The sequence below is a fragment of the Paeniglutamicibacter sp. MACA_103 genome (assembly GCF_045798555.1).
Taxonomy (GTDB): domain Bacteria; phylum Actinomycetota; class Actinomycetes; order Actinomycetales; family Micrococcaceae; genus Paeniglutamicibacter.
Genome location: NZ_JBIXLN010000004.1, coordinates 129,495 through 148,873, shown reverse-complemented (window position 1 = coordinate 148,873; position 19,379 = coordinate 129,495). Strand labels below are relative to the sequence as shown.

The 19,379-nt window shown below is 66.4% G+C and carries 17 protein-coding genes; 7 read left to right on the top strand and 10 right to left on the bottom strand.

Annotated features, from left to right (window positions below; translation table 11 throughout):
• Positions 1 to 9: 9 nt before the first annotated feature.
• Together ACIPVK_RS03390 and ACIPVK_RS03385 are read right to left on the bottom strand one after the other, a co-directional pair.
• Complete coding sequence (locus ACIPVK_RS03390) at positions 10 to 960, bottom strand: ABC transporter ATP-binding protein (protein WP_407610575.1); 951 nt, start codon at positions 958 to 960, stop codon at positions 10 to 12.
• A gap of 110 nt (positions 961 to 1,070) precedes the next feature.
• Positions 1,071 to 1,661 (bottom strand): CGNR zinc finger domain-containing protein, encoded by a 591-nt coding sequence (locus tag ACIPVK_RS03385; protein ID WP_407610574.1) that lies wholly within the window; start codon positions 1,659 to 1,661, stop codon positions 1,071 to 1,073.
• 97 nt (positions 1,662 to 1,758) lie between these two features.
• Between ACIPVK_RS03385 and ACIPVK_RS03380 the strand changes: the two genes are divergently transcribed.
• Entirely contained in the window at positions 1,759 to 2,826 is a 1,068-nt protein-coding gene (locus tag ACIPVK_RS03380; protein WP_407610573.1) for an LLM class flavin-dependent oxidoreductase, read from the top strand.
• A gap of 161 nt (positions 2,827 to 2,987) precedes the next feature.
• Here the strand turns inward: ACIPVK_RS03380 and ACIPVK_RS03375 are convergent, their stop codons facing one another.
• A complete protein-coding gene (locus ACIPVK_RS03375; protein ID WP_407610572.1) occupies positions 2,988 to 3,980 on the bottom strand; it encodes an Lrp/AsnC family transcriptional regulator in 993 nt (330 codons plus the stop codon).
• A 125-nt stretch (positions 3,981 to 4,105) separates the two neighbouring features.
• Here ACIPVK_RS03375 and ACIPVK_RS03370 point away from each other — a divergent pair, with 125 nt between their 5' ends.
• Both ACIPVK_RS03370 and ACIPVK_RS03365 read left to right on the top strand, forming a co-directional pair.
• Positions 4,106 to 5,362 (top strand): M20 family metallopeptidase, encoded by a 1,257-nt coding sequence (locus tag ACIPVK_RS03370; RefSeq protein WP_407610571.1) that lies wholly within the window; start codon positions 4,106 to 4,108, stop codon positions 5,360 to 5,362.
• A 2-nt stretch (positions 5,363 to 5,364) separates the two neighbouring features.
• Positions 5,365 to 6,939, top strand: coding sequence for an AbgT family transporter (locus tag ACIPVK_RS03365; RefSeq protein ID WP_407610570.1), 1,575 nt, complete (start codon positions 5,365 to 5,367; stop codon positions 6,937 to 6,939).
• A 144-nt stretch (positions 6,940 to 7,083) separates the two neighbouring features.
• Here the strand turns inward: ACIPVK_RS03365 and ACIPVK_RS03360 are convergent, their stop codons facing one another.
• Both ACIPVK_RS03360 and ACIPVK_RS03355 read right to left on the bottom strand, forming a co-directional pair.
• Positions 7,084 to 7,752, bottom strand: a complete 669-nt coding sequence (locus ACIPVK_RS03360) for a response regulator (protein WP_407610569.1) — start codon at positions 7,750 to 7,752, stop codon at positions 7,084 to 7,086.
• Positions 7,740 to 8,981, bottom strand: a complete 1,242-nt coding sequence (locus ACIPVK_RS03355; protein WP_407610568.1) for a sensor histidine kinase — start codon at positions 8,979 to 8,981, stop codon at positions 7,740 to 7,742. The genes ACIPVK_RS03360 and ACIPVK_RS03355 overlap by 13 nt, the downstream gene beginning before the upstream one ends.
• A 133-nt stretch (positions 8,982 to 9,114) precedes the next feature.
• Here ACIPVK_RS03355 and ACIPVK_RS03350 point away from each other — a divergent pair, with 133 nt between their 5' ends.
• The 3 genes from ACIPVK_RS03350 (at position 9,115) to ACIPVK_RS03340 (ending at position 11,758) form a co-directional block, all read left to right on the top strand.
• Complete coding sequence (locus ACIPVK_RS03350; protein ID WP_407610567.1) at positions 9,115 to 10,179, top strand: CPBP family intramembrane glutamic endopeptidase; 1,065 nt, start codon at positions 9,115 to 9,117, stop codon at positions 10,177 to 10,179.
• A 68-nt stretch (positions 10,180 to 10,247) separates the two neighbouring features.
• Positions 10,248 to 10,892 (top strand): hypothetical protein, encoded by a 645-nt coding sequence (locus ACIPVK_RS03345; protein ID WP_407610566.1) that lies wholly within the window; start codon positions 10,248 to 10,250, stop codon positions 10,890 to 10,892.
• A gap of 125 nt (positions 10,893 to 11,017) precedes the next feature.
• Positions 11,018 to 11,758, top strand: coding sequence for an SGNH/GDSL hydrolase family protein (locus tag ACIPVK_RS03340; RefSeq protein ID WP_407610565.1), 741 nt, complete (start codon positions 11,018 to 11,020; stop codon positions 11,756 to 11,758).
• A 12-nt stretch (positions 11,759 to 11,770) separates the two neighbouring features.
• On the opposite strand, the gene ACIPVK_RS03335 is transcribed toward ACIPVK_RS03340, so the two are convergent.
• The 5 genes from ACIPVK_RS03335 to ACIPVK_RS03315 form a co-directional block, all read right to left on the bottom strand.
• Positions 11,771 to 12,406: a response regulator transcription factor gene (locus ACIPVK_RS03335; protein WP_407610564.1), complete on the bottom strand. Its 636-nt coding sequence runs from the start codon at positions 12,404 to 12,406 to the stop codon at positions 11,771 to 11,773.
• Positions 12,406 to 13,629, bottom strand: coding sequence for a sensor histidine kinase (locus tag ACIPVK_RS03330; RefSeq protein WP_407610585.1), 1,224 nt, complete (start codon positions 13,627 to 13,629; stop codon positions 12,406 to 12,408). Before ACIPVK_RS03330 ends, ACIPVK_RS03335 begins: the two co-directional genes overlap by 1 nt.
• A 539-nt stretch (positions 13,630 to 14,168) precedes the next feature.
• Positions 14,169 to 15,581 carry a phytoene desaturase family protein gene (locus ACIPVK_RS03325; RefSeq protein ID WP_407610563.1) on the bottom strand — a complete coding sequence of 471 codons (1,413 nt, stop codon included), beginning with the start codon at positions 15,579 to 15,581 and terminating at the stop codon, positions 14,169 to 14,171.
• Positions 15,571 to 17,010: a glycosyltransferase family 87 protein gene (locus ACIPVK_RS03320; RefSeq protein ID WP_407610562.1), complete on the bottom strand. Its 1,440-nt coding sequence runs from the start codon at positions 17,008 to 17,010 to the stop codon at positions 15,571 to 15,573. Before ACIPVK_RS03320 ends, ACIPVK_RS03325 begins: the two co-directional genes overlap by 11 nt.
• A 75-nt stretch (positions 17,011 to 17,085) precedes the next feature.
• The gene (locus ACIPVK_RS03315; protein ID WP_407610561.1) at positions 17,086 to 17,532 is read right to left on the bottom strand and encodes an SRPBCC family protein; all 447 of its coding nucleotides are present in this window, start codon (positions 17,530 to 17,532) and stop codon (positions 17,086 to 17,088) included.
• A gap of 129 nt (positions 17,533 to 17,661) precedes the next feature.
• Between ACIPVK_RS03315 and ACIPVK_RS03310 the strand changes: the two genes are divergently transcribed.
• Positions 17,662 to 19,377 (top strand): alkaline phosphatase D family protein, encoded by a 1,716-nt coding sequence (locus ACIPVK_RS03310; protein WP_407610560.1) that lies wholly within the window; start codon positions 17,662 to 17,664, stop codon positions 19,375 to 19,377.
• Positions 19,378 to 19,379: the final 2 nt, after the last annotated feature.

Here is a 19,379-nt window from a genome sequence, read left to right as displayed (position 1 = left end):
CCGTGGTGCTCATGGCTGGCCCTGCTTTCCGGTGGTCGCGGCGGCAAGCTCGTTGCCAAGGTGGGAATGGTATTCGACCTCGTCCTGGGTCAGTGCCATGTAGGCCTCTTCGAGGGACTGCTGGACGGGGGTGAGCTCGTGGAGCAGGATCTGCAGTTCCAGCGCACGGGTAGCAATCGCCCGGCCGTCGAGGCCGGCGACCTGGACGGTCTGGGCATCGATCCTGGTAAGGTGCACGTTTTCGGCGGCCAGCCCGTTCATCAGGGCCTCGGCCGAGTCGGTCTTGACCCTGCAGGTGGGCACGTTCGCCCCGCCAAGGATCCGCTCGATCGGCGCATCGGCAATGATGCGGCCGCGGCCGATGACGATGAGGTGGTCTGCAGTCAACGCCATCTCGCTCATCAGGTGCGAGGAGATGAACACCGTCTTGCCCTGCGCCGCCTGGTGGCGGGCGAGGTTGCGGACCCAGAGCACCCCTTCCGGGTCCAGGCCGTTGACCGGCTCGTCGAGGATCAGGGTCTGCGGGTCGCCCAGCAGTGCCACGGCGATGCCCAGGCGTTGGCCCATTCCCAGGGAGAAGCCGCCGACCTTCTTGGAGGCGACGGCGCCGAGCCCGGTGAGTTCGATGACCTCGTCGACCCGGGTGTTGGGAATCGAATGGGTTGCCGCAAGGGCCCGTAGGTGGGTGCGCGCGCTGCGCGACCTGTGGACGGATTTGGCCTCGAGCAGGGCGCCGACCTCGCGCAGCGGAGCATCATGTTCGGCGTACCTGCGGCCGTTCACTCTCACGCTGCCGAAGGTTGGCCGGTCCAGGCCCACGATCATGCGCATCGTGGTGGATTTTCCCGCGCCGTTCGGGCCGAGGAATCCAGTGACCTTGCCCGGCTGGACGGTAAAGGAAACCCCGTCCACCGCACGCTTGGCGCCATAGTTCTTGGTCAGTGCCTCTACTGTGATCATGTCTTCAACGTTACGGAGGATCGGCTCCGCCGTCGCCGCCCACGCGGATGATCTTCACGGCGTGAACCCTCACTCTTTCGGCGTACGGGTGATCCCCTAGGGGTTCGGGATCAGCCGGCCTGGGCCCGTTCAAGCTTGCGGGCGTAGGCCCGGGCCGCGCGCACGCGATCGCCGCAGCGGGTGGAACACCAGCATCGACGGGCGTGCGTGCGAAGCAGCAGCCGGTCGCAGGACGTGGCCTCACATTGCGCGATCAGTTCGGCCTGGCTGCCGGTCAGCAATGCGGCCGCATCCTCCGCGATCTGGGCCATGGCGTGTTCGACGAGCTGGGTCACCGGGTGCCGCGCGACCCGCCGAAGTCCGCTGGTGGCGTCGAACTGCAGCAGCGGTGCGCTGGGCACCTTCACCAACGCCCGATTCACGCTCTCCAGGGCCTCCGGCGCGGGAACAGCGCCTTCCACCCGGGCCATGAAGAGGGCGCGCAAATTGCCGCGCAGCGTCGTGAGCTGGCCCTGGCAATAGGCAAGAAGGGCGGTTTCCTCGGGAACCAGGCGTTGTCCGACGAGCCACGCAGTTGCTTCGGCCGGGCTGCCCAGGTCGTCCGCCACGTGTCCGCCGGGAAGGCTTACGGCGCTGTTGACCAGGGCGAGGCTCGGGTGGTCGTCGGCGCCGGGGGCGGGGGGAAGTGGGATCCTTGTCATAGATCTCATGGTATCAGTTGTATTTTTCCGTGATAAGAAGCTAGCCTGAGAGTCACGCTTAAGTTGCATATTTTCCATGAGAAGTGAGAGAGAACCCATGATCCAGTCACGCCCCTTGGGCAATGCGCCCTTCGTCCTTTCGGTGCTCGACAACGCCATCACCGGGGTGGGGCATACGGCACAGGAGACCTTCGCGGAAATCATCGCACTGGCGCAGTTGGCCGAGAAGCGGGGCCTCGAGCGCTTCTGGATGTCCGAACACCACGCCATGCCCGGTGCCGCGACGTCCTCTCCCCAGCTGATGGTGGCGCGCCTGACCGGCGAGACGCAGCGCATCCGCCTCGGTGCCGGCGGCGTGATGCTGCCCAACCACGCACCCTTGGTGATCGCCGAACAGTTCGGCATGCTCGAGTCGCTCGCCCCGGGACGCATCGACCTCGGGCTCGGCCGCGCCCCGGGAACCGACGGGCAGACCGCGGCGGCGCTGCGCCGCCGCCACAACGCGAACGACGACTTCCCCCAGCAGGTGCTGGAACTGCTCGGCTTCATCGACGACGACTTCCCGCAGGGGCATCCGTACCAAGATGTCCACGCCGTGCCCGGTCCCTGGCAGGCGGAACAGAACCGGGTGCCGCGGCCCGAGACGAATCCCGAGGTCTGGATCCTGGGCTCATCCCCGTACTCGGCGCAGCTGGCGGGCCAGCTGGGCCGCCCCTACGCCTTCGCCCTGCAGTTCGGCAGCGCCGACGTCGTCACGGCCATGCGGCTCTACCGCGAGAACTTCCGGCCCTCGGAGCTGCTGGGCGAGCCGTACAGCCTGGTCAGCGTGGGCGCGATCGCCGACAACGATCCGGCCGAGGCACGCCGCCAGGCGACGTCCACGGCGATGGCGATGATGCGCATGTTCCAGCGCAAGCCCTTTGCCATGCTGCCCCCGGACGAGGTCGAGGCCTACCCGGCCAACGAGCACGAGCGCGCGATCCTCGAGGAATGGACCGGCCGCACGCTGCACGGCACCGCCGCGGACGTGGCCCAGGGCCTGGAGCTGCTTCACCGGCAGACGGGCGTCGACGAGGTGATGCTCGTGGTCGGCGGCCATTCACGCCAGGCGCAGACCCGGACCGTGGAGCTGATCGCAGACCACTATGGCCTGCCCAAGCTCTAGGAAGTGCCGTCCGGTCCGCAAGGTGCATGGGTCAGTAGTCATTTGACGAACGGGCTCGTGTCGCCGGGAATTTCGGCCATGACCGCCCACGCCCTTGCAACCGTGGGGTTTTCTTGAGCAGAACCGTTCCATGGGCATGCCGCGAAACTTCCATCGAATTTTCAGGCAACAACTCCGCGCGTTGCCCTGCCATTTTCATCCAACAACCAGCCCACACGCTTGGGATACGCCAGCGCAACTGCACTCTCGGCAAACCTGATTTCCGGAACCCGCTCGGCGATGGCCAGCTCGACCTCCATCACTTCCGCCACCGAGCGGAGCCAGATCACGAACGTGAAGTTGGTCGTGCCGGTGGTCGATGCACACAGACGCAGGTTCTTGAACGACTTCAGGACCTCGGCAACCTGCTCATGCTGCCCCGGCGGAACGACGGCAAACCACTGGCAACTCACCGGAAACGCAGAGTCCTGCTGGGCCAGCTCACATCGAAACGACAATGTTCCACTGGCCAGAATCCGATTCAAACGCCTGCTTACCGTGGTGGGGTGCAGATCCAGTTCCCGGGCAATATCCGTGGCGGTGGCCCTCCCATCGCGCATCAGGAATCTCACCAGTCCGGCGTCGGCCGGTGTGAGTGAATAGGGCTTTCCCGATGGCGGAACCACAAGTGCTTCCAGTTCGGCCCGCTGCTTGCGATTGAGCGCATCCAGGCGCCAGATATGCCCCTCCGAATGAAGCCGCGTACAGATCGAGGCCTCAAACTTCGTGACACCGGGTATCGCGGTGAGCATCGGGACAACCCGGTTTCCAAGTTCGGCGAGATTCGCGGTTTCCACGATCAACATCAAGTCGCGGTTGCGTGCGGATTCGAGCACTGACACCACCTCGGGCCTGGCACAAAGGGTCTCGATGGTCGACGCGCGTTCGGCCACCGTGCATTCCACGTCGAAGAAGGACAGAGTCGACTCCATGGATGTACTGATGACGTTCGCCGTCACCCACGACAGACCCGCAGTGCGAAGTCGCTGCCATCGGGCAGCCAGAGTCGTTGCGTGCGAATCAAGGATCCGGGCAGCGTCGCTCCAGCTGATCCGCGGGGCGATTTGCAGCGCGTGGATCAGTCTCAGGTCTTCTTCGGTAACGTCCAATGACATGGTTCCCCTGCATTTTTATTCGAATTTCATCCGGCTTTGCGCAGATATCCAGCGGCAATAGTCCCCGTGAACATAGAACATATACGCTCTTCCCACGTTAGACCTAGATCACACAGGGGAAGAACATGTCACACCTCGAGAACGCACGCCAGTTGGAACCGGAACTGATCCGACTACGTCATTCACTGCATCAGGAACCCGAGATCGGACTGGACCTGCCCCGGACCCAAGAGAAGGTCTTGACCGAGCTCGACGATCTTCCCCTTGAGATCACACTCGGCCGGAAACTCAGTTCCATTGGTGCGGTGCTCCGAGGGACGGGAGATGCGCCCGGAGCCGGATCGGGCGACCGCCCCGTCGTGCTGTTGCGGGGTGACATGGACGGCTTGCCGGTGCAGGAACGAACCAACGTTCCATTCACCTCCCGAATCGAGGGGGCAATGCACGCGTGTGGCCACGACTTGCACACCGCCATGCTTGCCGGTGCGGCGCGGTTGCTTTCCGAACGCAAGAGCCGGCTTCCCGGTGATGTTGTTTTCATGTTCCAACCCGGCGAAGAGGGATGCAACGGCGCCGGGATCATGATCGACGAGGGGATCCTGGATCTTGCGGGCCGACGAGCCGACGCGGCCTTCGGCATGCACGTGTTCTCCGGGATGGCAGAGCACGGAAAAGTGCTCACTCGCCCGGGCATCATGATGTCCGCTTCGGATACCTTGATTGTCACCGTCCAAGGCACCGGTGGCCACGGCTCCGCACCCTACAAGGCGCAGGATCCAATTGCGGTGGTTACCGAGATGATCTCGGCGCTGCAGGTCGCGGTTACCCGTCAATTCGATATCTTCGACCCGGTGGTGATCACTGTTGGCCTGCTCCGCGCAGGGACCGCATCCAACGTGATCCCCGATTCGGCCTATTTCGAGGCCAGCGTCCGGACCTTCTCCGAGACCAGCCGCGATCGCCTCAAGAACCTGGCGCCACAACTCCTCGGAGGGATCGCGCGCGCCCACGGCCTGGATGCCAATGTGGAATTCCGGCCCAGATATCCCGCAACCATCAATAACGCGGCCGAAGCGCAGATCGTCCAGGACACCGCCATCGAGCTGTTCGGATCCGAGCGCATGATCCAGATGCGGCAACCATTGGCCGCGTCCGAGGACTTCTCCCGCGTCCTGAACAACATCCCGGGTGCCTTCATCGGGTTGGCGGCCACGGCACCAGGCGTCAATCCGGACTCTGTCGAATTCAACCACTCCCCTTTCGCCTCATTCGACGACGGCGTCTTGGCCGATGGCGCAGCGCTCTACGCTCAACTGGCCGAGAACCGCCTGCACCAACTGGCGTCCGAGAACCGCAAACTGACGAACACGACAGGAGTCTGAGAATGAGCACGCTGACCCAGCCAAAGCGGCAGCGGGGCATGGACCGGTTTCTGAACTCGGTCGAGAAGGTGGGCAACAAGCTGCCCGATCCCTTCATGCTCTTCCTGATCCTCTTCACCATCACGGCTGTTCTCTCCACCCTTATGGCCTGGATGAATGTCAGCGTCCAGCTACCGGGCAGTGAAGAAGCAACCGCAATCCGGGGACTTTTCACCGCCGAGGGACTGACCTGGATCACGGCGAATATCGGCGACAACTACCTGGGCTTCCCGCCCTTGGCCACGGTACTGCCCATTCTTTTGGCCGTGGGTGTCGCAGAGAAATCCGGACTACTGGCAGCCATGATCCGCAAGGCCTTTGGATCGGCTCCGCGGTGGGCACTGCCCTATGCCGTCGGCGCCGTGGGCGTGGTGGGTTCCATCATGGCGGATGCCGCCTTTGTAGTCATTCCCCCCTTGGCGGCGCTGGTCTTCAAGGCGGCGGGACGCCATCCCGTCGCGGGACTGCTGGGTGGCTTTGCGGCCGCCGGCGCCGGATATTCAACCAATTTCCTGGTCACCAGCCTCGACGCCCTCTTCGCGGGCATCACAACGGCAGTAACCGAGAACATGCCAAATGCCGGGGCAGTTGTCACTCCTGTCTCCAACCTCTTCTTCAACATCGTCTCCTCATTCGTCCTGATGCTGCTGGCCGGGTTCATCATCGACCGGATCCTTGAGCCGCGCCTGACCCGCCAAGGCGTGCCCGTCGTGGAAAACATCCAGGAACAGGACGCAACGAAATCCGTCGAAGTGCTTGACCCAGAGCTTTCCTCCCGCGAAGCAACGGCACTGAAATGGGCAATGACAGCCGGAATCGGCCTTGCGGTTCTGATGGTGGTCGCCGTCCTGGTACCCGGTTCCCCGTGGCGCAACGAAACCGGCGGCTTCCTTCCGAAGTCTCCGCTTCTAAGCTCCATCGTCTTCATCGTGTTTGCCATGTTCACGGTGCCCGGACTGGTCTACGGAAAACTGATCGGCACGATTCAAAGCGGCAAGGACATCCCCAAGGTGATGGGCGAGGCCATCCGCGACATGGCCGGTTTCTTGGTCTTGGCGTTCATCCTGGGCCAGTTCATCGCGCTCTTCAATTGGTCCGGAATCGGTCAATGGATCGCGGTTGCGGGAGCCTCCGGACTGGAGTCCATCGGGCTGACCGGATATCCGGCCATCATCGCCTTCATCATGTTGGCTTCCGTATTGAATCTGTTCATCATCTCCGGATCGGCGATGTGGACACTCATGGCATCGGTTTTCGTGCCGATGTTCGTGCTGCTGGGCTACGAACCGGCCTTCATTCAGGGTGCGTTCCGCGTGGGAGACTCCGCCACGCAAGTCATTACCCCGCTGAACCCCTACATGATTGTGCTTCTGACCATGCTTCGCAAATATGAACCGCAAGCAGGGCTGGGCACCTTGATCGCTCGCATGTTGCCGTTCGTCATCCCCTTCTGGCTGGCGTGGGTCGGCATCCTGAGCGTCTTCTTCTTCATGGACCTGCCATTGGGTCCGGGCAACGGCATCTTCCTGGAGCCATAACGGCATACCCCTATATCGGGGATGCAAAGCAGCGGGCGGCCCAAGGTGCCGCCCGCTGCTTTGTTCTTCCATTCCTGCCCGATTCGCCTGTTCGACGCGAACCGCCGGCTCTGGGCCGGCACAACCAGAAGCCCACCAACGCCGCTAGATTGCCTCTGCTTCAAAGACGCACAACGCGACCTGGACGCGGTTGTCCGCCCCCAGCTTTTCCAGCACCCTGCCGATGTGGGTCTTCACCGTTGCCAGCGAGATGAACAGCCCGTCGGCGATTTCCTGGTTGGAGCTGCCGCGCGCCATTGCCCCGGCGATCTCGCGTTCGCGCTCGGTGAGCACGGCAAGCCGCTCGAGAGCCGCATCGCGGCGGGAGGATGCGGGCCGTGAGCCGGCAACGGCAATGAGCTGCTTGGTCACCGCTTCGGAGAGCATCGTCCTCCCGGCGGCGACCTGGTTGATGGCGACCATGAGCTCGGCGGGCGGGGTGTCCTTGAGCAGGAATCCGCTGGCGCCCATCTTGAGCGCCGACAGCACCATGTCGTCGGTGTTGAACGTGGTCAGGACCAGGATCTTTTGGCCCGGGTTGGCCAACAGGATCGCCTCGCTGGCCGCCAGCCCGTCCATGACGGGCATGCGGATGTCCATGAGCACCAAATCCGGTGCCAGTGAGCCGACCAGGGACACGGCCGACCGCCCGTCGGCGCATTCGCCGACCACGTCGATGCGAGGGTCGGATTCGAGGATCATGCGCAGCCCGGCACGGACCAGGTTCTCGTCATCCACCAGCACGATGCGGATCGAATCGTTTACGGGCCCCATGGCAACCACACCTTCAGCACGAACGCTCCCCCGGCTTCCGGTTCGACCTGCAGTTCCCCGCCGGCCAGCCGGACCCGTTCGGCCAGGCCGGTCAGCCCCAGGCCCGAGCTGGGCAGGGTCCCCGCGCCGGAGCCCCGGGGCAGCACCTCAGCCAAGCTGTTGGAAGCGCGCAGGAACAACTTGTCGCCCGCGTTGCCTCCGAGCTCCAGCCTGACCTCCTGCCCGGGCGCGTGGCGACGGGCATTGGTCAGCACCTCCTGGACGATCCGGTACAGATGGCGGCCGGTTGCCTCGGGCAGGGCGTCCAGGCGTCCCTGCATTTCCGGTGCAAGGTCAAGGTGGACCGCGGTGCCCACCGCCCGGCTTTCTTCCAGGAGTTCCCGCAGTTGTCCCGCGGTCGGTTGGGGCTTGGCCAGTTCGTCGTCGAACAGCGTGTTGGGGTCGCGCAGCATGCCGAGCACCTCGCGCAGCTCGCCCAGGGCCAAGTGGGAATTCTCCCGGATGACGCCGGCCGTCTGCTTGGTCTCCTCCGGCGTCAGGTCGTTGCGGTATTCCAGCGCACCGGAGTGCAGGGCGACCAGCGAGAGCCGGTGCGCCAGGACGTCATGCATCTCGCGCGCGATGCGGGTGCGCTCGTCGGCCTTGGCCGCGTGGATCTGTGCCTGCCGTTCGCGCACTGCGCTGTTCACCTGCCGGCGCAGGGATTCGGTGAGCTGCCGCCGCCCGCCAATGTACATTCCGGTGAGCACCAACAACCCGACCATCACCACGGCAACGATGCCCAATTGCCACCAGGTGGTTCCGTCGTCTTCGCGCAACACCACGGTGCCCACGAGATGTTCCCCTGCAAACCCGGCAACCACCAGGAGCACGGAAATGCCGATGATCTCCAGCACCCGGCGCCGGGTCGCCAATGACACCACGGCCAGCATGGCAAAACCGGCGGCGAGCGTCGACGGGGTCGAGAGCAGCACGAGGCCAACGGTGACCGGCACCGGGAAACGGTGCCGGAAAGGGTAGAGCACCAGGGCGATGAGGCCGCAGAGCATGTCGAGGGCAATCACGGCACCCACCGCGTCCACGTCGGATGCCTCGTCGAACGAGTGGTCCATGTAGGCAAAGGCAAAAAAGGTGAATCCGAGCACCAGGCCCAGCGCGATGCGCCAGGCCTGGGACAGGAACCGGCCCAGCCGGGAGCGCGCAGCGGCCGGTTCGTGAACGGTGGTCATGGGCTTAACGTTACCGGCGGTGCCCACGGGCGGGCATCGACCGAAAGGACCACATCGCTCCGTCCCGGCGGCGGCCAAAAGATCGTCCCAAATGCCGAGGCGATAAGGCCCCTTGTTGATACAGAATGGTGGCATGAACACGATCCCGCCGCCGTACCATCCCCCGGCACAGAACCCGCAGCCCGGCCAGTATCCCGCCCAATGGGTTCCGGCACCCCAGGCCCCCACCGCCCCGGCCGAACCGCTGCCCTTCCACCGGCTGGCCCGCACCTACTCCGCCTACCGCTGGTGGAAGACCATCATGGTGGGGCTCATTGCCCTGGGGCTTTACCTGGGCCTGATACTGCTGGCCGGGATCGTCTTTGTCGTGGTCGCCATCGGCAACCCGGAGCTGGAGAGTACCGCCGACGAGGCCATGATCTCCATCGATTCCGTCGACATGTCCGACCCGTTCGTCTTTGCCATCTCCATGGTCTCCCTCATCCTGATGCTGCCGGTGATCCTGCTGGCCACCCGGATGATGAATGTCCAGAAGGTCGGGACCCTGACCTCGGTCGCCGGGCGCATGCGCTGGGGTTGGCTGGGACAGTGCCTGGCGGTGGCCCTCGGTGTCCTGGCGCTCAGCTTCGGGATCACCTTCGCCATCGATGCCCTTGCAGGGCACGGCTTCGCTCCGGATTTCGGCGCCCCGGACATGTGGCTCCTGCTCGGGATGACCATCTTGCTCGTCCCGTTCCAGGCCACGGCCGAGGAATACGTGTTCCGCGGGTACCTGATGCAGCTGGTTGGCGGTTGGCTGCGCCACCCCGCCTTCGCGATCCTGCTGCCCATCCCTCTATTCATGGCCGGGCACATGTACGACATCTACGGACAGCTTGATGTGGGCTTCTTCGCCCTGGCGGCCGGATGGCTGGCCTGGCGTACCGGCGGGCTTGAGGCTGCCATAGCCCTTCACGTGGTCAACAACTCCGTCATCTTCGCACTGGGTGCCATCGGCCTGGTCGATGTCAGTGCCACCGAAAGCGATTTGCCGAGTCTGCTCGCCTCGATGGCCACCACAGTCGTGTTCGTCGTCGTCATCGTGAAGTTGGCAAACAAACGCAAGATCCAGCGACTCAGCGTTCCGCCCGCGCCGGCACCGGCGATCGCCGCGCCGGGTTATTGGGTGCAACCCGGGGACTCACCGCGCCAGCCCTGAGCCGGGTTGCCGGATTCGGCGGCGCATCCCGGTGTAGGTTTGGGCAAACATTGTTGAAGGGGCCCACCGTGACAGCATACGACCGCAGCACCCGCAGGCCCCCGGTGGGTTTATTGCCGCTAGCGGCAACGGCGCTGCTGCTGGCCGGGTGCGTTCCCCTTGACGGTCCGGTCCCCGGTGCAACGGCCACCGACCCGGCTCCCGCCCCCGGCGTTGCCCCCGCCACGGCTCGTTTGGGCGGGGCGGACTGCGAGGAACCTGTCGTCACGGCCGGCGAGGCAAGCAACGGCGGCTGGAAAATCATCGCCGCCATGGAGCTGGACACCACCTCCGGCCGGGAGAAGAGCACTGTCTTCCTGGATGAGCCCTTCGGCGCCTCGCTCATCTGGGACGGGAACGGCCCCGGCACCGACCGCTTCACCGAAGCCATCGGCGAGGCCATCGGCTATCCCACCGTGGAGGTCATCGAGGGCCTGGACCGGATCACCACCATGTTCACGGGCCTGCGGGAGCCGGACCGGACGCTTGGCTACCGCGCCGTCGAGCAGGTTTCCGTGCCGATAACCCTGGTCTGTGGCAACCAGGGAGCCCGGGGAACGGTCAACACCTGGAGCAACATCGAGACGGGCCTGATTGATTGCTCCCTGCCCGCCAACGAGCCCCCCTCAATGCCCAGCGCCATGGCCCGGGAACGCTACTGCCCGGAGGGTTGACACCCGAGATCGCGCACCAACGCCCATGACAGTGCCAAGGTGCCGCGCGTAGGCTGGGGAATCGGCGATGAAATTGATGGCTGCCACAATGGCGGGCACCTCGCTTCACCCGGGAAGGTGGAAACATGGAGCGCACCCCCCGGCATTGGCGGCAATCCGCCGTTCCCCTGCTGCTGGCACTGACGGGCGCGTTGGTCCTTGCCGCCTGCCAAGGCACCGGGTCCACGACATCCGCCCCGGACTCCTCGTCCGTCTCGGCCCCGACCTCCGTGCGCAACGTGGTGGTCATCGGTGATTCGATGAGCACCGGCTTTGGCACCAGCGCCACAAATGCGTGGCCAAACCTCATCGCCACGGCACCCACGGACGACTCGATGCCGCTTCAGATCCGCAACAACGCGCAAAACGGAAGCGGATACCTCAACGTCGGCCTCACCGGCACCACCTTCGCCTGGCAGGTGGAGCAGGGGGTGACACCGGAGACCGACCTGGTGGTGTTCTTCGGCTCCGTCAACGACCTGCACCACGACCCCACCCAGCTGGCGGCCGCCATCGCCGAAATCTTCGCATCGACCAAGGACAAGGCGCCGCAAGCCGCCCTTCTGGTGGTTGGGCCGCCCGCCTACAGCACCCCGCCGGGGACCCGTTACCTGGCTGTCGGGGACGCGGTCAAGCAGGCGGGGCGGGCCGCGGGCGCCATCCACGTCGACCCCATCGCGGAGGGCTGGTTCGTCGACGATGTCGACCGCCTCGTGGGACCGGACGGACTGCATCCCACGGTGGAGGGACAGCACTACCTGCGGGACAAGCTGGAGCCCCTCATTCTCGAGACGCTCCGGCAACAGCCCGACGTCGCCGGCCGGTAAGCAGCCAAGGGCTCAGCGGATCAGCCGGTTCGACCTGGCCCTGTCGATGGCGGCGGTGCGGTTGTCCACGCCGAGCTTGTCGTAGATGTGGATCAGGTGCGTCTTGACCGTGGACTGGGAGATGAACAGCTCCGCGGCGATCTCCTTGTTGCTTTGCCCGCGGGCCAGCAGCTGCAGCAGCTCGAGCTCGCGCGGGCTCAGGTCCGTGGAGTTGGCACGCGCCTCGGGGGTGATGCGCGCGGCGATGTCCGCCGAAAGCACCCGCTCCCCCGCGGCCGCGGCTTCGACCGCCGCCAACACGTCGGGAAGCGGTGCGTCCTTGAGCAGGTAGCCGGCCGCCCCGGCATCAAGTGCCGCACGGATGTCCGCATCCGAGTCGTAGGTGGTCAGGATCAGCACGGGCGGGCCATCGATCGCGCGGATGCGCGCGGTGGCGGTGACCCCGTCCATGCCGTCCATCTGCAGGTCCATGAGCACCACGTCCACGCGCTGGCCCAGGGTCTTCAGCCGCTCCAGCTGTGCCAGGGCAGCGGCCCCGTCCCCGGCCTCGGCCAGCACCGACAGCCCGCCCTGTTCGGTGAGCACCGCGCGCAGGCCCGCGCGCACCACCGGGTGGTCATCGACGAGCATGATCTTCAGGTTGGGCATCACGAGCTGCTTTCTGCGGTGTGTAGCGGGATGCGGACGGCCAATACCGTCCCCTCCCCGGGTGCGGATTCGACTTCCAGGGAGCCGCCGAGCAGGCCCAGGCGCTCGCGCAGGCCGGCCAGGCCATAGCCGGTGCCGTCGGCACGCGGCTTGGCCGGGATGGCGCCGGTGTCCATGCCCTCCCCGTCGTCGAAGATATCCAGGGTGACGGCGTCGGGCAGGTAGCCCAGGCTCAGGACCGCACGTTTGGCGTGGGCGTGGGCGGCGACGTTGGCCAACCCGGACTGGGCGGCCCGCCAGAGCGCGGCGGCAACCTCCGCCGGCAGCGAGGTGGCTGTGCCGTCCTGCCGGAAAACAACCTCGAACCCGTGTCCGGCGGCCACGGCCGTGCGTTCGGTGGAGGCGCAGAGCCGGCGCAACCGCCCGGCCAGCGAGCGGGCTCCGTCGCCGGTAGAGGACAAGTCGGCGACGAAGTCGCGGGCCTCGGCCAGGTTCTCGGCGGCGGTGGTCCCGATGGTTTCGAGCCGTTCGGCCGCCGCGGTGGTGTCCCCCGTCGCCAGGGCCGCGGATGCCGAGCGGGAGACCAGCACGATGCTGGAGAGCCCCTGGGCCAGGGTGTCGTGGATTTCCCGGGCCAGCCGGGTGCGTTCGGCCAGGGTCCCGGCGCGGTGCTGTTCCTCGGCGAGCGCCGCACGGGTGGCCCGCAATTCATCCAGGGCCAGTCGTTGGTTCACGCCCTCGGTGTACAGGGCCTGGTAGGCCATGCCCATGATGACGGCGAAGATCGCACCGACCACCGGTCCCAGGATCTGGGGAAGCGCCAGAGAGCCAGAGTGGTACCAGCCGGCGGCAATGACAGCGGCGGTCAGCAGCGCGACCGCGAAGAGGGAATGGCGCTGGCCCAGGATGTGCAGGTGCAGGAAGAAGAGCGGGAATGCCAGCCAGGAGTAGTCGGCGTGCAGGTAGAGCAGCACGAGCCACAGCAGCACGACCCCCGCAAGCCACCAGGGGGCCCAGCGCACCGTGCTTGGCGCCCGCCCGGCGGCATGGCGCTTTTCCGCGATGGTCCCGGCCAGGTAGAGGCCGGCAAGCAGCGCGGAAAGGGCGACGGCAGTGATCCGCCGGGGCATCGTCGTTTCGGAAAGCAGCACGCGCACGAGCCCGACGCCCAGCAGCGCGGCGAAACCGACGTGCAGCCCCACCCGCAGGACGCGCAGCACCATCTCACCGGCCGATGCCGTCTGCCCGTCAAGGGGGCTCGGTTCGGCTCCGGGGGTTGGTTGCTGGGCAGGAACGGTCACATCTCCCAGCGTAGCGCCGCACGTTTGCGGTTCGGCTCCACCAAACGGTTGAGTCCACGCGGTCTGGTGTGTCGATCCTTGCGGAACCTCTGGCCAAGGGCGTTGAACCGTGCTGTGGTTGGGGCAATGAATCAGTTCGCGTCTTTGGAGGCCGGCAATGTCGAGCAAGCACAGTTCAGGATTCTTTCCCCTCGAACGTCGTGCCCCCTGGGATGCCCTGACCCTCGCCATCGGATTCACCGCGATCCTTTTCTGGTGGGTGGCCGTCCTCGGGATCGGGCTTACCCGCAGCGCCGGATCCGCTGTGTTCTTGCTGGCACCGGTCCTTGCCACGATCGCAACCCTTGTCTCGTTGCGCCATGCATCCCGAAGCCGGGCGGGCAATTCCCTACTCCCATGATTGAGTCGCCGCACGGGTGCACGGCGAACACTCCGGGCAATCTCCAGCGGAATCCAGACGGCTAGAGACGAATCCCGAACTCGTGGCGCAGCGCGCTTTGCGCGGCCAGGTGGCCGGACATTCCGTGCACGGAGGGCCCCGGCGGGGTGGAGCTGGAGGCCAGGTAGATTCCCTTGGCCGGGGTCCGCCACGGATCGGTGGACAGCGTGGGACGCACCAGCATGCCGCGCATGTCGGTCGCCCCGCCCGAGAGGTCTCCGCCGACCAGGTTGGGGTTCTGGGACGCCAGTCCCGGAGCTGTGACCGCCTCGCTGTATTCGATGGTGTCGGTGAAGCCCGGGGCCACGGCCTCCAGCTGGCGGTTCATGACGGCGCTCAGGTCCGCGGGGTTTCCGTTGGGCACGTGGCAATATGCCCAGAGCACGTGCTTGCCCTCCGGGGCCCGGCTTGGATCGAAGCGGCTGGGCTGGGAAACGATCGCGTAGGGCGCGGCCGAGACATCGGTGCGCACCCGGCGTTCCTCCCGCCCGATCTGCGCCGCGGTGCCGCCCAGGTGGATGGTGCCGGCATCTGCGAGCTCCGGATTGCGCCACGGCACGGGCGAGTTGAGCACGTAGTGGATGAGGCATGACCCCGGGGCCCTGCGCGTGCCGGTCAGGATGTTCTTGTATTTCTGCGGCAGCACCCGGTCCGCGATGGAGGCCAGGGCCTCCGGGGACGTGTCGAAGAGGACGGTCTTTTCGGGGACCTGGGCCAGGTCGGTGACCTCGGTGTCCAGCTCGATGCTCCCCCCGGCCTCGACGAACATGCCCGCCAGCGCATCGGAGATCGCCTGGGAACCACCGGCGGGGATCGGCCACCCGCCGGAGTGGGCGGCGGCACCGAGGAAGAGGCCCGCACCCGTGGCGGCGGGCCCGCGCCCGCCCCCGGCGGTGTGGGCGCCGCACCCGGCGATCATCGCCGCGGCCATCTGGCCGGTTCCCAGCCCCGGCACCATGAGTTGGGCGGCGCGCAACCCGAAGACGGCCAAGGCGCCGACCTGCCTGGGCACGCGCAGCAGGGGATGCAGCAGCAGGTCCGCGGTCCCCGCCATGCGATCGACGACGGGTCCAAGGATCCGGCGGTAGCCTGGGCCGTCGGCGCCCAGCGCCTGGGCGGTCCGTTCCAGGTCCCGCCAGGCGATGCCGGCCCGGCCGTCGGGAAGCGGGTGGGCGAAGGAGATCTCCGGGACCACGAAGTCGACGCGCTCCCGCAGGCCGATTTCCTTGAAGAACGGGGAGAGCAGCGCCATCGGATGCACCGCAGAGCCCAGGTCGTGGACCGCGCCTTTGTACCCCAGTTCCGTCGTGCGCGCGGCACCGCCGACGGTGGCGTTGCGCTCGATGAGCCGCACCGAAAGCCCTGCCCGGGCCAGCGTCACGGCGGCGGCCAACCCGTTGGGCCCGGCCCCGATCACTGCGGCGTCATGCACCATGCTTTGCTCCCAAAACGAACTTGTCTTCCGCCCCGGCAAAGGCCCCGGCCTGCGGGTCGAACTGCCCCACCCGGCGCACCGGGTCCAGTTCGGGGTCGTACATCGACTGGGCCACCTTGTACATCAGGTACCCGGTGGCGATCATGTGCCCCAGCACGGCGAACACGTAGAAGGAGGTGGGGAACGTGTTGGAGGCCTGGATGTCGGCGGTGGTGGCGTAGAGGTACATCCAGATCGCCCAGAAGTGCAGCACCTCGAAGAGCTGCCAGACCAAAAAGTCCTTCCACTTCGGCCAGGCCAGCGCCGCCAGCGGGATCAGCCACACCACGAATTGCGGGGAGTAGACCTTGTTGAACATGATGAAGGAGGCGACGATGAGGAACACCAGTTGGCTCAGCCGCGGGGCCACCGGGGCGTTCAGGCCCAAGAAGGCGATGAACGCGCAGCTGGCCACGAAGAGCCCCAGGGCCAGGGCGTTGATGGCGGAGGCATCCAGCTCCTGCATCTGCGGCACCACGCCTGCGGTGACGTTGAAGATGTGCCAGAAGGAGGACAGCCCCGCCCCGCGGTCCTCGGTGAAGGTGAAAAAGTGCTTCCACGCGTCGAAGTTCACCATCGCCAGCGGCAGGTTCACCGTTAACCAGGACACCGCAGCCCCGGCGAGCGAAACCAGCAGCGGCTTGTAGCGCCCGGTGCGGATGGCCAGCACGATCACGGCGCCGAAGAAGAGCAGCGGGAAGACCTTCATCGCGGTGCCCAGGCCGATGAGCACCCCGGCCAGGAAGATGTTCTGCCGGGACCAGGCGAGCATGGCCAGGGCCAGGAACGCCACCGCCCACATGTCCCAGTTGATCGAGGAGGCCAGGATCATCCCCGGGGCCAGCGCCACCATGGCGGCGTCCCAGGGCCGGCGTCCGGCGGTGCGTGCGGTGGCCACGACCACCACCAGCCACAGGCCCGCCACCAGGAAGAGGTTCAGGTCGAAGAAGGCCAGTGCCCTGTCGAATTCCCCGGCCGGAACCAATGCGGCGGTCATTGAGGCCACGACCGACATCAGCACCGGATACTCGAACTGCGCGCCGGAGGCGAAGGGGGCGAATGCGTTCTCGGCGAAGCCGCGGGCGTGGAAGAGAGCCGTCCAGTCCGAATAACAGGCCCACGCGTAGGGGTTGGTGCCGCCCCATCCGTTGAGCCGGCAGGCGTTCTTCGCGAGAACGGCCAGCAACGCGGCGATGACGGTGAAGATGACCAGCACGCGCTCGACGGTGAAGAAGCCGGGGGTGATCCGCCCCGGGCTGGAGTGCCTGCCCAAGGGCCCGCCGATGACCTCGGTGAACTTGCGCAGGAAGGCGTCGCTGCGGCTCGGCACGGTGATGCGCATCGGGGCGAGCCGCGGTTTCGACGGGCCCGGGGCGGGTGGTTGGCTCATGGCTTTTAGCCTAGTGCCCGGCGCCGGGAGGCGCGTGATGCACGGTGGCGCACGGTGTTTTGCCCTCCGGAGGGTCTACTCTTCGCGGTCGGGGAATTGCGCGGCGAGCCGCTCGAGCGTCCGTTCCATGTTCGGCCCGGTTCTCCGGGTGAAGCCCAGGAGCCGAAGCATCCATTTGTGCCGCAACCGGCTGGCGTCCCAGGTTTCGCTGACCAGTGTCCCGGACCCCTGGGGGTCAAGTTCGTAGCGCCAGCGGTGTCCGCTGAAGTGCCTCCACGCGATCGACCGGTCCTGCTCGAATTCGACCACGGTGTTTCTGATGCGATACGGCACGCCCAGGCGCATCTGCATGCCGAATTCGCTGCCCAGGGCGAGCCTCTGCTGCTGGCCGCTGGAGGCCCGCACCGTTCCGGAGCCGTCGATGACCGGGTGCATTTCGGGATTCGCGAGCAGCTCGAAAACCTCGTGCGGGGCGGCGGGGACGAACCGCCGGCGGGTCTGCAGGTAACGGGGGTGACTCATCAGCCCATCCTATGCACTGCCCGTACCGGGACAGGGGGCGGGGACCTGGCTTTCAGGGAATAACGGTCTATGCCGGACGATTCCGGTGTGCCATTCTGGGTTGACCGGCACCACCAGGGGGGAAATCCGATGAGCACTGGAACCACACCGGCCGGCTCCGGCCCGGAGACCGCCCAGGGCCTGCTGCTCGGCCCGCTGCTTCGCCACGTGGATCAAACGACCGCGAGCATCTGGGTCGAAACCGCGATGGCCTGCACCGTCGAGGTCCGTTCCGGCGCGGATGCCTGGCGGGCCGCGACCTTCGGTGCCCACGGCCACCACTATGCCCTGGTCGAGGTGTCGGGGTTGGCTCCGGGCAGCGTGCGTCCCTACGCCGTGCATCTGGACGGGGACCCGGTCTGGCCGCTCGACGACGGCTTCCCCGACTCGATGATCGCGACCCTGGACCCCGCCAGGAAACCGCGGCTGGCCTTCGGATCCTGCCGCACCAGTGTTCCGCATGACGAATCCGGCAACCGCACCCACGGGGTCGACGCGATGCGCGCCTATGCCCTGTCCATGGCGTCACCCGGGCACGGCCGCTGGCCCGATTTGGCGTTGTTCCTCGGCGACCAGGTCTATGCGGACTCCACCAGCCTGGAAATGCAGGAGTTCATCCGCAGGCGGCGCAACATCAAGGAAGCACCGGGGGCCGAGCTGAAGGACTTCGAGGAATACGCCCACCTGTACCGGTTGGCATGGTCGGACCCGGCCAACCGCTGGCTTCTGGCAACCCTGCCCAGCGCCATGATCTTCGACGACCACGACATCCGCGACGACTGGAACTCGTCGCTGGACTGGAAACACCACGTGCAGAAGACCAGCTGGTGGCACGAACGCATTGTTGCCGGCCTCGGTTCGTACTGGATCTACCAACACCTCGGAAACCTCTCCCCCGACCAGCGGGAGGAGGATCCGCTGTGGCGGCGCATCGCTGCCCACACGGGTCCCGGCGAGCTGGACCTGACCGCCGACCTGGACGAGTTCGCCGCGCGCGTCGACGCCGAGCCCGAAAGCCACAGCTGGAGCTATTGCCGCGATTGGGATGACGTGCGCCTGATCGTGGTGGACTCCCGGGCCGCCCGCACCCTGGAACCGGATCGGCGCGCCCTGCTTGAACCGGCGGAACTTGCGTGGCTCGACGAGCGGATGCGCGGCGGCTTCCGCCACCTGCTGATCGGCACCTCCCTGCCCTTCCTGCTCCCCATGGGACTGCACCACGTGGAATCATGGGACGAGGCCATCTCCGGCCGGAGCCGCAGGGGCCCCAAGGCGTGGCTGGGCGAGCGGCTGCGCCGGACATTTGACCTTGAACATTGGGCTGCGTTCCAGCGCAGCTTCCAGGAGGTGGCCCGGTTCGCCACCGAGGTCGCCGACGGCAGGCGCGGACCCGCCCCGCAGAGCGTCACGTTCCTCTCCGGCGACGTGCACTTCTCCTACGTCGCCGAAGTCGAACGCGAGGGCGGCAGCAGGATCCTGCAGGCGGTCGCCTCGCCGATCCGCAACCCCCTGCCCCGGTTCCTGCGCTACTTTGCCGCGGCCCTGGCCCTGGGTCCCGCCGTCCCCTTCGGGGCCTGGATGGCGCGGAGGGCGCACGTGCCCAACCCGCCGTTTGGCTGGAACCTCATCCATGGCCCCTGGTTCGACAACAACCTGGCCATCCTCGAGGACACCGGCGACGGGCTGGCGCTGAGCTGGCTCACCGGGGAGATCGAGAACGGGGACCACATGCACCCGAGGCTTGACATCGTCGAAGCGGCGACGCTCCGGGCGCGTGGGGACCGAATCCGCTCGGAGGAAGCGTGAAC